The 13,893-nt window shown below is 70.4% G+C and carries 10 protein-coding genes; 3 read left to right on the top strand and 7 right to left on the bottom strand.

Annotated elements, in window-relative coordinates:
* From EUA94_RS17705 to EUA94_RS17690, 4 genes are all read right to left on the bottom strand, one after another.
* Positions 1–1,149: a protein kinase domain-containing protein gene (locus tag EUA94_RS17705; RefSeq protein ID WP_165356994.1), complete on the bottom strand. Its 1,149-nt coding sequence runs from the start codon at positions 1,147–1,149 to the stop codon at positions 1–3.
* Between the two features lie 128 nt (positions 1,150–1,277).
* Positions 1,278–2,078: a PP2C family protein-serine/threonine phosphatase gene (locus EUA94_RS17700; RefSeq protein WP_129428226.1), complete on the bottom strand. Its 801-nt coding sequence runs from the start codon at positions 2,076–2,078 to the stop codon at positions 1,278–1,280.
* A complete protein-coding gene (locus tag EUA94_RS17695) occupies positions 2,075–2,905 on the bottom strand; it encodes a hypothetical protein (protein ID WP_129428225.1) in 831 nt (276 codons plus the stop codon). Before EUA94_RS17695 ends, EUA94_RS17700 begins: the two co-directional genes overlap by 4 nt.
* A 54-nt stretch (positions 2,906–2,959) precedes the next feature.
* A complete protein-coding gene (locus EUA94_RS17690; protein WP_129428224.1) occupies positions 2,960–5,719 on the bottom strand; it encodes an FtsW/RodA/SpoVE family cell cycle protein in 2,760 nt (919 codons plus the stop codon).
* 141 nt (positions 5,720–5,860) lie between these two features.
* Here EUA94_RS17690 and EUA94_RS17685 point away from each other — a divergent pair, with 141 nt between their 5' ends.
* Entirely contained in the window at positions 5,861–6,319 is a 459-nt protein-coding gene (locus EUA94_RS17685; protein WP_129428223.1) for a hypothetical protein, read from the top strand.
* Positions 6,320–6,322: 3 nt separating this feature from the next.
* Here the strand turns inward: EUA94_RS17685 and EUA94_RS17680 are convergent, their stop codons facing one another.
* Genes EUA94_RS17680 through EUA94_RS17670 form a run of 3 tightly spaced genes read right to left on the bottom strand, consistent with a single transcriptional unit; the run spans position 6,323 to position 11,167 of the window.
* Entirely contained in the window at positions 6,323–7,186 is an 864-nt protein-coding gene (locus tag EUA94_RS17680; RefSeq protein WP_129428222.1) for a hypothetical protein, read from the bottom strand.
* A gap of 10 nt (positions 7,187–7,196) precedes the next feature.
* Positions 7,197–8,471, bottom strand: a complete 1,275-nt coding sequence (locus tag EUA94_RS17675) for a hypothetical protein (RefSeq protein WP_129428221.1) — start codon at positions 8,469–8,471, stop codon at positions 7,197–7,199.
* Entirely contained in the window at positions 8,471–11,167 is a 2,697-nt protein-coding gene (locus EUA94_RS17670) for a DUF4407 domain-containing protein (RefSeq protein WP_165356993.1), read from the bottom strand. Before EUA94_RS17670 ends, EUA94_RS17675 begins: the two co-directional genes overlap by 1 nt.
* Positions 11,168–11,508: 341 nt before the next feature.
* On the opposite strand from EUA94_RS17670, the gene EUA94_RS17665 reads away from it, so the two are divergent.
* Positions 11,509–12,396 carry an FHA domain-containing protein gene (locus EUA94_RS17665; RefSeq protein WP_129428219.1) on the top strand — a complete coding sequence of 296 codons (888 nt, stop codon included), beginning with the start codon at positions 11,509–11,511 and terminating at the stop codon, positions 12,394–12,396.
* Positions 12,397–12,709: 313 nt separating this feature from the next.
* Complete coding sequence (locus EUA94_RS17660) at positions 12,710–13,873, top strand: hypothetical protein (protein ID WP_129428218.1); 1,164 nt, start codon at positions 12,710–12,712, stop codon at positions 13,871–13,873.
* Positions 13,874–13,893: the final 20 nt, after the last annotated feature.

Raw genomic sequence — 13,893 nt, 5'->3', positions numbered from 1 at the left:
TCAGGCGACGCGCTTCCTCGTCCGTCGACGGATCAGCCACAATCCCGTCGCCAGCACAAACAGGCCGCCCCAGGCAAGCATGAGCGCCACTGCGAACTCCTGAGGTGCCTCCGTCCCGATCGGCACGATCCCCCAGCCCTCGAGGCGCGGCGTCATCCAGCGTGCCGCGACAAGGCCGACGACGAGCCCGGAGGCCAGTCCAAGGAGCGTCCGTCCCGCCCGGGGCAGTACCCGTCGGGCCACGGAGCGTGGCTGGTCGGGGGCCGTTCGGTGCGACCTCCCGGAGGTTCCGAGGAGGTCGTCGGCGATCGAGCGCAGCTCGCGCGTGACCCGGCTGAGACGTGCACGCCTGGCCCGCGTTCGGATGTCGACCTCGAGCATGCGCACCAGGAGGTCGCGAAGGGCGGGAGGCGCCGACGAGGGGATGCGTTGGCCGAGCTCGGCCAGGTCACGGCCGACGTCGGTCGAGCCCCACGTCGTGGGGTGGTCCCCGCTGAGCGCGTAGAGGACGACCTGGGCCGCCAGGTGGACGTCGGAGTAGATGAGGTGCTCGCCCAGTTCGGAGATCGGACGATTGGCCTCGGGGGTGACGTAGCGCGCCGGGTGCACAACGCTCGACGGCGTCAAGGTCTGGTCGCGGTGTCCATGTCCGAAGTCGAGTACGACGTAGCGCGGGCGTGGTGCCTCGTCGGTCGGAGGGACTCGCATGAGGTTCTTGGGGGAGAGGTCACCGTGATACGAGCGTCGAGTCGAGTCGTGCTCGCCGTAGATGTGCTCCAGTGCCGAGGCCAACGCCGACAGCAACGCCGCTAGTTCGGCGTCGCCGTGGGTCCCGTTGTCCTCGACCCACCGCTGGAGGTTCACCCCGGGCAGGTAGTCCATGACGACGAACGCGGGATCGGCGCCATCGGCGCTGTGGTCGCGAAACCGGACGACGTGCGGGCCGCGGTCGCGACCGCGCTCGAACTCGGCCCGGGCCGCGTCGTCGCGTACGAGAGATCGTTGGTCGAGGATCTTCACCGCGACCGTGGGATGGCTGCCGTCCGCAGCGGTGTACTGGCCCGTCCAGAGCTGACCGAAGGCACCCGCCCCTCCCACGCGCAGCGGCTCGTAGAGCGAGTACGCGACACCGGACTTTCCGACGATCACGTGTCGGGGGGTGGCGCCCGGGGCCCCGCCCTCGGCTGACGGGGTGTCCGGTGTGCTGGGTGGCACTGCCGGCCTCCTTTCCTCGGCCGTGACTGGGCTGGCCCAGTATGGCGGCCGGTGCGGACGTGTCACAGCAGTCCGGTCAGGATCGTGCGTTCCTCGCTGCGCACCAGGTCGACCACCGCGATGGTGGTGTTGTCGCTGACGCGGACGTCGCGCACCAGGTCGAGCAGCTCCTCGAGACAGCGATCGGTGTCGAGCTCGAGGTCCAGGAGCACGGCTTCGATGACCTCGCGTGGCACGTCGAGGAGACCGTCGGTGGCGAGCACCACCCGGCAGGGCGGTGCAACGAGTCGCGTGGTCACGTCAGGCGTCGCATCGGTGCCGCCGAGCGCCCGGAGCAGGGCGTAGCCCTCGCTGGCGTGGCCCGAAGGCGCATCGGTGTGCGGGATGGTCAGCTGCTCGACCCCATGCTGGTCGGCGACCAGCACCGGGCTGTCCCCGACCCACGCGACGGTGAGCAGCACGACGTCGTCGGTGGCCTCCTCGGGCCTGCTGAGGTGCAGCAGCGCCAACGTCGACGAGCTCTCCACCGCCCCGAACGCCCGTGCCGCCTTCTGGGCTTCGGCATCGGCGCCCCTGACGAGGCCGCGGACGGTCTGCGCTGGGTCCTCGTCCGGCTGGGCGTAGGCGCTGTCGATCGCGATCCGGCCCAGAGACACCTGGGCGGCCGCGTCTCCGCGCACTGAGCCGCCGACCCCATCGGCGACGGCCACGATCGGATGGGCGAGCAGGACCCGGTCCTGGTTGGTCCGCCTGATGCCGATCGTGCTGCCGGCTCGGACGACGTAGCCCAGCTGTGAGCGCGAGTCGAGGGAGGCGGCCCCGACCTGCTGGTCGCGGCGCCGGCCGCGTGGTCGCCAAGTCATGCGGAGATCACCTTGATCAGGTCGGCGAGCTCGTCGAAGGTGAGCACCCCCCGCTCGACCAACCAGAGGAAGAGGTCGGACTCGTCCTGCTCGGGAGACTCCACGGTGGCGTGGACCCGTTCGCGGAATCCCTTGCTCTGCTTGGACAGGTCGGAGATGGAATAGCCCAGTCGCCCGGCCACCAGGCCGCGGGTGCCGCGACGACCGCTCGCCGCATCACGGCCTTGCGGCCACGAGGCGAACGCGCTCGCACTCGCGAGCAGCGCGAGGAGTTGCTTCTCGTCGGTACGGTGACTGCGCTCGCGGCAGCTGGTGGCCGGGGCGCCGTGGAGCCGGCACCGGCACAGCAGCGCGGGACGCAGCCGGTCCCGGGCGATGCCCTCCGTGCTCGGGGTGCCCTCGCCTCGGCGGAACGAGGGCTCCCAACCGGGCTCGTGGGGATCCGCGGGACCGATGACGAGGTACGCCGTGGTGTCGAGGATGTCCACGACGGCCCGGGCGCCGCGCACCGTGCTGTCCTGCCACTCGCCCAAGGTGACGCGGGGTGTGCCCCACGATCGGACGCTCAGCTTGCGTGCGGCACTGTGGTTGGTGACCACGACCTCCGAGCTGGTCCAGTCGATGGTGCCCTGGTCGCGCGAGACCCAGTCGTCGTCGATGGCGAGGGTCGGGCGCCCTGCCGCCGCCTTCGCCAGCTCGCGGCTGCGCCGGCCGAAGACGAGCGAGGTCCGCTCGGGTAGGTCCGGTGACGCAGCGAGCCGGTGGCGGTCGACGGCAACGATGGTGTCGTCGTCCAGGGCGGCGTAGAGAGTGACCATCAGTGACATGAGGTGTCCCTTCGTGTAGAGGAGAGGTGAGGATCGAACTGCGGTTCAGGCACGTCACTCCGCCCAGGAGAAGCAGGCGGCCAGCACCGCGGCCGCGATCGGACCGGCGTCCCGACCACCCTGGAGGCCGGACACCTGGTCCTCGCCGGGCTGGAGCACGACGGTGACGGCGAAGCGCGGATCGTCGTACGGCGCGTAGCCGGTCAGCCAGGCGTTGTTGAGCCCCGGGGCGTAGTCCGCGGTCCCGGTCTTGGCCGCGGCCTCGAGCGCCGCCAGCTCGGGAACGGCGCGCGCAGTGCCGCTGGTGACGGCCTCGCGCATGCCCTCCTGGATCACCTCGACGAGATCTGCGTCGACCCGGTCCGCCGAGTTCTCCTCGTCGATGCCGTCCACCAGGTGGTAGGTCAGCGGCTTGCCGTCACGCGCGATCAGCGCGGTGAGCTGGCTGATGGCCAGCGGGGTCACCTGGGCGTCGCCCATGCCGATGCCGCCCGCGGCAGCGAGGAACAGGCTCGCGTCGCCTCCGACCAGGCGGCTGGGCAGGATGTCCTGCCCGCCCAGCGAGGACTGCTGGTTGAGGAGGTCGCGGGTGCCGTCCGCCAGTCCGGCCGCCCCGAGCTCGGCGCCGATGTGTGCGAACTCGGTGTTGCAGGACACCGCGAGGGCGTCTGCGACGCCGGTGGCGCCGCATGGCGCCCCGGTGAACGAGGTGATCCGGCCACCATCGACATAGTAGGCAGCCAGCGGCTCGGCGAGCAGGTCGACATCCTGCTCGAGGCCGGCGAGGCCCACCGCCAGCTTGGCGACCGAGCCAGGGAATGTCACCGCGCCGGTGACTCGGTCGGGCTCGACGTCATCGGCGGGAGGCGCCTGCGTCGGGTCGCCGTAGGCATTCGGGTCCAGCGCGGGCCACGAGCCGTAGGCGACCACGTCGCCGCTGTCGAGGTCGACGGCGATCACCGCGCCGGTCCTGCCCTCCATCGCCTCGGTGGCGACTGCCTGGACGCGGCTGTCGAGCGTGAGCTCGATGCTCGGGCATCCATGCCCGGTGAGTCGCTCCGGGTCGCGGCACGCGAGGTCGTCCGCCAGCTTCTGCTCGAGACCCGATGCGGTGCCCAGCACAGAGGCGTACCCGACGAGCGCCGAGTACGCGGCCCCCTCGGGGTAGCGGCGGAGGGCGTTGTCGAGGCGCAGCGGCTGGTCGGGGTCGGCTGGCTCGGTCCGGGCAAGGACCTTGCCGTCGCGGGTGCGGAGCTGGCCACGGTCGAGCATGAGCATCCGAGCGGACATCGCGTCGCGGGCCCGGGCCTCGACGACGTCGTCGCCCGGCAGGACGGCGGCCCGCACCGAGGCCGCACCCATCAGCACCGACATCGCGATCACCCCGGCCGTGGCGAGCGTGAGCCGGCGGCGCAGTGCCGGGGGAGCCCCGCTCGGGGTGGCCCCCGAGCCCGGCACCGAGGAGCGGGACACCGACACGACCAGGCCGAGCGCCATCGCGGAGGACACCAGGCTCGAGCCCGAGCTCGAGATGAACGGGACGGGCATGCCGGTCAGGGGGAGCAGGCCCAGCACGCCGCCGAAGACCAGGAGCGACTGGACGAGCAGCAGCGCGCCGATGCCGGCGGCGAGCATGATCTGGGTGTCCTTACGGGCGTTGCGTGCGGCGTCGAAGCATCCGGTGCCGACCAAGAGCAAGAGGAGTACAACGCACACCATGCCGAGCGCACCCAGTTCCTGCCCGAGGCCGGCAACGAGCAGGTCAGTGCGGACCGCGGGGATCGCCAACGGCAGGCCGAGGCCCAGACCCAAGCCGAAGACGTCGCCGTGAGCGATGGCGACCAGGCCGGTGCCGACCTGTGTGAGGGCGCCGTCCTCGCCCAGCGGGCGGGTGACCGCCTCGAGCCGCAGGGCGACCTTGTCCACGGTGAGCACCACGGCCACGGACGCGAGCGCACCGCCGACGGCGGCCGTCACGAAGTACACGGGCCTGGCCCCGGCGACGGCGAGCATGACGGTCGCGACGACGGCGAGCACGAGGGCCGGACCGTAGTCGTTGCTCAGGACGCCCAGGAGGATGCCCACCACGGCGGGCATGAGGCTGACCAGGGCGAACCGCACGTCCGGGAGCGGGATCCGGGCGAAGCGCCGCTCGCGCGTCTGGAAGCCGACGCGACGACGGGCCAGCGCGCCGGCGAGCCACACGACCAGCAGGATGCGACCCAGCTCCTGGGTCTGCACGCTGCCGATGACCGGCAGCGTCACCGCGACGAACGCGTCCCGGACCCGGCCGCCGAGGACGAGTGGCAGGGCGAGGCAGGCCAGGGCGGCGAACCCGGCCGTCCGGTGGACGACGCGTCGCTCCAACTGCTGCACCACCGACGACTGCGCGAAGAAGGCGAAGGCCAGAAGTGCCGCGAGGGAGATCCACGGTGACGGCGCCGTGCCGAGCCGCGCGGAGAACAGAACCCCGAGCAGGGTGAGGACGACCGCGGCGGCCACGAGTGCGCGCGTGGGACGTCCGACAGGACCGGTCAGGGCGACGGCCCCGGCCACGGTGGCGATGACGACGACCACGCCACCGAGCACGGGCAGCGGAGTGACCCGGGACGAGACCGCCTGGACTGCGGCCCAGGAGCCGACGAGCAGGCCGAGGGCGCCCAGCCACACGACGAGCCGGACGTGCGGACGCAAGGCCCGGCTCAGCACGGATGGGCGGTCGGCCAGGAAGACTCCCCACAGGCCGAGCGTGCAGGCGAGCAACCCCAGCACGGCAGCGAGGTCGACCAGGCGACTCCCCAGGTTGGCGATCATCAGACTCACTCCTCCGCCGGGCTCGTTCGGCCCCGTTCTCCGAGGATCGCAACGTCAGGGACCGCCCCGACCAACTAATTGCCCGGTTGGAGGGAGCCAGACCGAAGACTGTCTGACCTGTCCGCCGGAAGGAGCAGAGCCATGGCGCTTCCCGAGAAGCTCACTGCCGTCCACCAGTACGTTCTCGAGCAGCGGCTCGGCCACAAGGTCGACCAGAAGACCTCCGACTTCATTACGTTCGTGGTCGACGAGTTGGAGTACGTCTGGTGGAACCACGCCGAATCCGACCCCGAGCTGATGGACCTCTGGGTCATGCTCGACTGTGGTGACGCGGCAACCGCCCACGCCTGTGCCGTGGCGCTCAACGACGACGGTCCCCGTGGGGTCAAGGCGATGGTCTCCGGCGACGCGCTGCGCGTCTGCTGCCAGTGGTTCGAGGCACCTCCCGACGTCGTGCCCACGATCGAGCAACTGGTCGCGGTGCTGCCCCGCGCCATCCGATTGCTGCGGCGCGCGGCACTCATGGCCTTGGAGATCGCCTCGGTCCAGCAGGTCACCGACGTCGGCGACATCTCGTGGGACGGCCCGGAGAGCACGTAGCACCTACCGGTCCTGGAGCCACGCGATGAGGTCGGCGACGTCTGGGTAGGTCACGACGTAGTTGCGGATCAGCTTCTCGACGAGGGCGGCATCGCTGCCGTTCCTGCCGCGGTGGTGCAGGTCGTTGGTCTTCTCCGAGAGCGACTGGAGCGTGTTCGTCATCGACGCGCCGTAGGGCTCGAAGCGGTCCGCGATGAGCCGCTCGGTGTCTCTGCCGCGAAGGGGAGCTGAGACGTGCCGCGGGGGCGGCCACGCAACCTGAGAGCTGTGCATGGCGAGCAGGCTGGCGAGTCGGCGTTCCGCGCCCTGGTGGGCGGACCCTCCCGGGCAGGGCCGTCCGCGTCGGCACTCGCACAGCACCACGGGCCTGAACCGCTGACGAAGCGATGGCCAGATCGGGGGGCTCATCTCCGACTCGCCGTCCACGTAGGGCAGCCGCGACCACTCGGAGCGGTCGTCGTCCGGTGACACGACGAGGAAGTGCGTGCATGCAGCGGGGTCGCCGAGCTCGATCAGGACGCGGGGGTCGGGGAACTGGCTGGGATCGCGAGCGTACGACGCGGCGAGGTCGGCCTGAGCTCCCCAGGCTCGCACGTGCAGGCGTTGGTCGGTGTCGCCGGTGGCGACCTGCAGGTGGGTTCCCACCCAGCGGACGAATCCGGCCCGCCGTGAGATCCCGCGGGCCCTCGGCAGCGCGAACGCGACGCCGTGGCGCCGATCGCCCCACGACAGGAAGCGCTCGCTGGTCGCACCGAAGTAGACCGGCGGCGCCGTCCGGTGCGGATCGGTGGCAATGTGGATGCTGTCGACGACCTCCGGCGGGATCCCGTCGAAGGTGTCGCGGTACAGGCTGAGGACGAGGGCCATGGTCAGCCGCTCACCATCTGGGGTCGTCGGCGTGCTGGGTGACCTGTTCGTAGGCCCTCCACGTGAGGGTGCGCTTCTGCATCGGCTGGGCCGGGAACTCGCTCGTGGCCGATACCAGGACCTGGTCGCCGTGGAGCAGCGCGGGCTGCAGGTCCATTGCTCCCCGCGGGCGCGGGCGGGTGACCTCCGAGCGCAGGATGGTGGTCGTCAGGCCGTGATGGCCGAGGGTTGCCTCGGACGCGCTCGGGCCGGTGATCAGCAGTACGTCCCACTCGCGGTCGGGCCCGGGCAGGTACGACGCGTGCTTGCGGGCCCGGTTCACCGCGTCCTCGAGAGGGGACGCCGTGGACGGGACGTAGGCGAGGGCCACCATGTCGGCAGCAGACGACCGCTCCGGGGCAAGTGCGCAGCAGTCGAGCACGACGGCCACGCGCAGGGAGTCGGCGCTCGGCACACGATCCGCGGTGAAGGTGCCGTCGACACGGGGGGCTCGGGACGACGGATCGAGGCCGAACGACCAGGCGCCGCTCACGATGACGCTGTCGTTGCGCAACGGCATCGGCACGGGCGACAACGGTGTCCGGACGTCGCCGTGACGCAGGATCAGGCCTGACGTCGGCTCCTGCACCGAGGCCCACACCACGTCTCCCGCGACCTGGAGGTGGACCGACGCGCTCATGTCGTCCGCGAACTCGTCGGATGCACCCACCGTGACGCCGCGGCCCGGGACGGAGATCACGACGGGGGCGGCCGCCCCGGAGTGGAACGCCACCACCTTTCTGCGCGGCTCGGCAGGCACGGTGCGCTCTGGCGATGGCGCCGCGGGAGCAGACGTCGCCGCCGGAACTGCCGCCACTTCGGCGGGGCCGTCGCGCCACGGGGAGACCACGGTGCGTTCTGACGCCACATCGGCGGGGCCGTCCCGCCACGGGGAGACCACGGTGCGTTCTGACGCCACGTCGTTCGGTTGCTCCCGGAGCCGGTTCACGGTCGTCTCCCCTTCCTGGCCACCGGGTGCGGGCACCGTGAGCAGGTCGCGGCGGGGACCGTCATGGCCGCCGCTCTGGCGCGGGAGCCCGGACTCGGCGGCGCGGCGGCGCTTCCACCAGGTGCCACCACCCGGGCGGCGCCGCCGCTTCCACCCGGTGCCATCACCTGCGTGGCTTCGGCGCTTCAACCGCATGCCGCCGCCCATGCGGCGAAGGTGGGGAAACAGGGCCGTCGCGGCGACACCCGTTGCGACGCCCAGAAGCAGCCCGATCACGAGCCCGGTGAGCAGCATCATCAGTACCTCGGTTCCAGACCGGCCGTACGTAGGAAGTTCAAGATCGAGGGCGTCCACCCCGAGGGACCGGGCACGGCGCCCAGCACCTCCGGGGGCAGGGCCGGGAGCGTGTGGTGCTTAGTCTTGCGCACCGCGTCGCCGATGAGACGGTCGAGTTGGTCTCCCGCGTCGCGGGGATGCGGTCGGAGTCCGAGCGTGCGGCGCCCACCGAGCCGGGCAGCGGGATCGGCCGCCACCAGCTGGACGGCCACCTCGCGGAGGCCCGCCGGCATGTCGTCGGGAAGCTTGGCCTCGACCTTCCCGGAGGCCAGGTAGTCGGTATAGGCCGCGTGGAGTCGCGGGTCGTCGGCACCGACCCCCGACTCCCACTCCAGCCATTGGAGCGGCGTGCGACCGCTGGCCAGCTTGAAGACGGACGAGCCGAGCGAGAAGGCGTCGCTCGCGAAGGTGCCGAATGGCTTCGCGCTGTGGGCGAGCTCGGGAGCCCGGTAAGCAGGGGTGGCCTGGTGGGCGAAGGGAGACGGCTCTCCGGAGGTCTTGGCGCTCGGGTCGGCGCGGCGGACCGCGCCGAAGTCGATGTGAACCCCCTTGTTCCAGGCGAAAGGACTCGTCTGGGAACCATCGTCGCCAGGCAGCCCCGGGTAGGTGCCCGTGGCAACGATGTTCTGGGGCTTCAGGTCGTTGAGCACGAAGCCCTGCCGCCACAGGTCGCTCACCCCGCCCGCCGTGTCTCTCAGCCAGTGCGCGAAGTCGCGCCAGGTCACCGCGCCCCGCGCCTCGCTGGACTCCGAGTGCCAGAACCTTAGGACGTCCGTGCGCGGGTAGTAGCGGTACACCAGCGCGTGGGGTGGCTCACCTTCACGGTTGCGTGACAGGCCGATCCGTTCGAACTCCTCGACCGGCATGGGGTTGCCATCGGGACGCAGCGCGAGCGGGTCGAACTGGCTGAGCATGCGGGCCTCATAGTCCGCAGCGCGGTGCTCGAGGATCTTGACGACCCGGATGTCGCGGAACGGGTCGAAGCGCCCGTGGCGGCCGAAGTAGCGCGCCGCGATCCGCACCGTGTTGAGCGAGTAGGACTCAGAGGAGATGCTCGGCCCGATGATCCACACGTCGGCGCCGATCACGAGGTAGGCGCTGTCCGGCGGTAGCGCTCGCTCATAGGGACCGGGGCCGGGGCCGTGGAACTCATTGGCCTCCCCGATCGGGGTCCCGCTCTCGCCCCGGTCCCAGACCGGGGTGATGCTCGTGCCCTCGCTGGGGGCGACGTGCCCGCTGGGCTCGCTGGGCTCGCCGGGTTCGCCAGGTTGGCTCGGTTCGCTCGTCTCCTCGACCGGGTCCGGAACCTCGTAGGCCCACGCCGCGGCAGCGGCTTCGAGATCGAGGCGGTGGCGTTCCCGTGCGTGCGCACGGTCCAGGTCGGCCAGGTCGGCCTCGTGCTGCTGCTGGTGTGCGGCCTGCTCGGCCGCCACGTCGTCCGCGGTCCCCTGCCGGGTGAGTGCCTCGACCCTGAGCCTCGCCTCCAGTGCCTCGAACTCGACTCGGTGACGTTCGTCGGCCTCGTGCCGTTCGGCCACCGCCTGGCGGACGCCCGACGACTTGGCCGCCACGACCTCGGCTTCGCGCTTGGCCGCCGCCACCGCCTCCCGGTCGGCCTCTTCCCGCAGATCGTTGGCCTCGCGCCACAGAGCGGTGTAGCGCCGGCGCCAGCGTCGCTCGTCGGCGTCGGACCAACCCTTGAGGAGCTTGAAGGCCAAGGGGGTCAGGTCGATCAGCAGCATCATGGCGTCGAAGCCGTACTTGCCCACGAACCCGCGCTCGGACATCACCGCGTTGTAGCCCTGGATGGTGGCGTCCAGGCCGGAGGTGTCGACCTCCCCGTCGTAGTCATCCGCCTCCGACGGGCGCCCCTGTGACTCGTGCTCATCGAGCTTGGTCGTCGCGCTCTCCAGGTCCTCGCGGGCGGTGGTGACTGCAAGAGCCGCATTGCTACGGGCAGTCTGAGCGTCTGTCAGGCCCTGCCCGCCACCGGAGCCACCGCCGAAGGCGTCGCACCGCGAGCCGGTGATCTCTCCCGACTCGCACTTGACCCGCCGGTTGGCCGTGGTCTCGCGTCTGGTCGCCGTCTTGAACTCCTCCTTTGCCTCGTCCTTCTCAGCGCGCAGGCTGTCACGCTCGGCCACCCAGCTCGCATCGGTGGCGTCGACGAGGTCGCCCTCCTGCTCAACGTCGTAGAAGTCGATCCAGGTGTTGATGGCCGCCAGGTTGAACACGATGTTGAGGCAGGTGCCCAGCAGGAGCGCGAGCGGCACCGTGAGGAACACGCGCGGTGCGAGGAGCACCAGCCGGGCCAGGGGTCCGGGCATCTGCGGGACGATGACATCGGGGTCCACGGTCCCACGACGGGCGTGGCCCGGGGTGAGGCGAACCGCGATCGACTGCGCCCAGGGCTGGGGCAGCACCGAGACGATCAGCAGGTCGACCAGGAAGATGAAGGTGAACGCGAAGATCCCCAGCGCGATCCGCACCGGCAGATCGGTGCCTGGGTAGAGGAGGTTCACGACCACCGGCGCGCAACTGCCGGCGATGCCTGCGTTAATGAGGACGAAGCCGAGCAGCACCGTCGGATAGGTGCCTTCGCTCGGGGACTCGACGTCGCGCAGATCGATCTGCTGGAGGCGCAACACTGCTCGCATGGGAGGCCACGGACGCCATGCCTGCGTGCTCGGCGGCGGCACCTGATGCCCGTCGTCCATCCCCCGGATCCCTCCCCACTCGCGCTGCTCGCTGCTCGGCTCTCCGGCGGCCGGGCACGCGGGCAACCGTCCCACAGTCGCGGCGACGGTTTGGCAACAACTTGAAAAGGGGCGCAACCGCGCGGGTTCTACTGCACCCACGTTCCTCGAGCGCGTGCAACGTCGCGAGGCACGATCGGGTCAGGAGGCCCGACCAACTAATTGGCCGACCTCGGGTGGGCAGATGAGCCAATGGAGACGTGCCGGGCACCCCGTCCGGCCGATTCGAAAGGCAGTGCAGCATGGAGATCTTTCTGCTCGTCCTCGCCGCCGTCGTGGTCCTGGTCGTGGCGGTCCAGCGCGGGCGTGGACAAGGGGGCGCGTCGGGCGGCTCGCAGTCGTCGGTGCTCGACACGTTCGAGAAGGCTTTCAGGGGCATCGGCGACCTCGTCGGCAAGGAGCTCTCCGACGACGTCCTCGTCCTGGAGAACAACGTGCTCGCAGCGGTATTCGCGACGGGCGTGCGCACCCGCCGCACCCGCTCGCTCCTGTTCGGCAACACGATCACGGTGTCCATCTCGGAGGTGGGTGCGAAGGCCCTGAAGCCCGTCCGCGCCATCGTCGAGGACGAGATCATGCTCGACATCGTCGAGAAGGCCCGCAAGGAGGGCTACACCATCGCGGGCGAGCCGCGTCTGCTCTTCGTGGTCGACCGCTCGATGGCTGGCTTCGAGGCCAAGGTGCGGACCGCGGTCGACGAGGCCACGCCGGTCACGACCGTCGCGGCCTCCCCGTCCGGCATGCGTCCTCAGGCGCGCGACGCGCAGGTGAGCCTGCACTGGATCGGTGGTGGCGTCGCGCCGTTCGTCCTCCCCGTGGACGGTTCCGAGCAGGTCGTCGGTCGCTCGTCCTCCTGTGACTGGCAGGTCGACTCCCCGCTCGTGTCCGGCCGTCACCTGCTCGTCTCGGTCGCGACCGACGGTAGGCCCGCGGCCCTGCGGGTGGTCGATGCGGGCTCGGTCAACAAGACGACGGTCGACGGGAGCGGGCCCCTGGTGCCGGGCCAGGTCTATGAGGTGGGGCACGGCTCGGAGTTCAAGCTGGGACCCCACGTGCGCATCCGGGTGCTGATGGGTCGGTCGGTCCACGAGGACACCGCGCCGACGAACGGCACCCACGTCGGCTCGTAGCTTGCGTTCAGCGCGACGGCGGGTCGGCCCCCGCCACGCGGCTGCACGATATCGCGGGATGGGGTCTGAAGAGGATTATCCGCTGCTACGGATTACGTATTTTAGGTTCGGATTCTACTAGGCACTTAATCGAAACGCAGGCGGTCGATCCGCCGCCGAAGAGCACTGGCAACGACTGGCGTTGCTGGTGGTGTCAACGCCATCGTTGTAAGTCTTCCACGAGCTTTCCCACGCAGAGGAGTTGGCTGTCCCCATGAGTGCTCTTGGGGTCGACCGCCCGGGGACTGTCGGTGGCCTCGACGAGAGTGAAGCGATGACGCAGAGCCTCGGCCCGGCTACCGCTGGCGGGGCTCTTGAGATGAGCGTGGAGTGCCGCACGAGTCGGACTGCGTCGCGCGGAAAGCAGCACTCGATCGTCATCGAGCCCGACTGGACGGTAGGCACCCCACATGACCTCGAGGCCGAGCGAGTGGCTACCGCTTTCGGCGGGTTCACCTCGTGCTTGGAGCTCGTGGACAAAGTGATTCCTGCTGTTCAACGCACCCTGCCCCTGCTCGTTCGGCACCAACTGCCTCGTCTCACACGCACCAGGGGTGAGCGCGTGGTCTGGAGCGCCGATCCGGTCCGCGGCTGCCATTGCCAGCGAGGCACCTTCACCTCCGCCCGGGAGGCCGCCGCTCATCTGCGCTCACCCGCGCACCTGGCCAAGCAGTACGCCGTCTCCCCCCGGCCGCTCACGAAAGTGCTCGCGGCCGTGGAGGAAGCATGGCGTGTCGCCGCTGCGCCAACAGCCGAGGCGCGGGCGCGGGCTGATCGGGCGGTCCGTGAGTTCAAGGGGAGCGAGTCGTTGTGGGCAGCGGGGCTCCACCCCGAGCACGTTCTCGAGTTCGCTGCACTTGCTCCCGGAATCGACGAACCCCTCCCCGAGGCATTTTTCCTAGGGGTTGCCTACTCGGGCGTCGACGTCACCTGGCTCGCCGCCGCAGTGGCCAGCCGTCCTGATCCGGCCGGGGCCGCCTGGCTCGCCTGGGTTCCGGCCGACAAGGGCGATGCCTATCTCAGCGCGCTGCAGGACTGGTACTCACTGGGGCTCAGCCGGCGACAGATCGAAGCACTCGCAATTGAGGGAGTGACAATCACCGCTGCCGAGGCACTCGCCAAAGCCACGGGCCGCCCACTCCGCACAGGGGGTGCGGACCTGGCCGCTTGGGCGCTCTCAGGATGTCGTCCGACCGTGGAGCACTTTCAGGCGTTGGACAGGCACGGCCTCGGGTCCACCTACTCTCCCTCCCGGGCGGCAATGGACCGCCTAGTAGAAGTCGCCCAGCGCTACCCTCTCTCCCCCTCGCGCACTGAGCTTGGGGTGCTTCTGTCACTGGAAGGCACCCAACGCGGGGTGGAGGTGCAGCTCGAGCTGGGCATCCGCAGCGCGGCTGAGCTGATAGGAACCCGTCGGAGGACGTGGCATGACTCCTGAGTCAGGCCTGCACGACTCAG

It is taken from the genome of Nocardioides zhouii (assembly GCF_004137345.1).
GTDB classification, from domain to species: Bacteria; Actinomycetota; Actinomycetes; order Propionibacteriales; family Nocardioidaceae; genus Nocardioides; species Nocardioides zhouii.
This window is presented reverse-complemented; position numbering and strand designations above follow the sequence as displayed.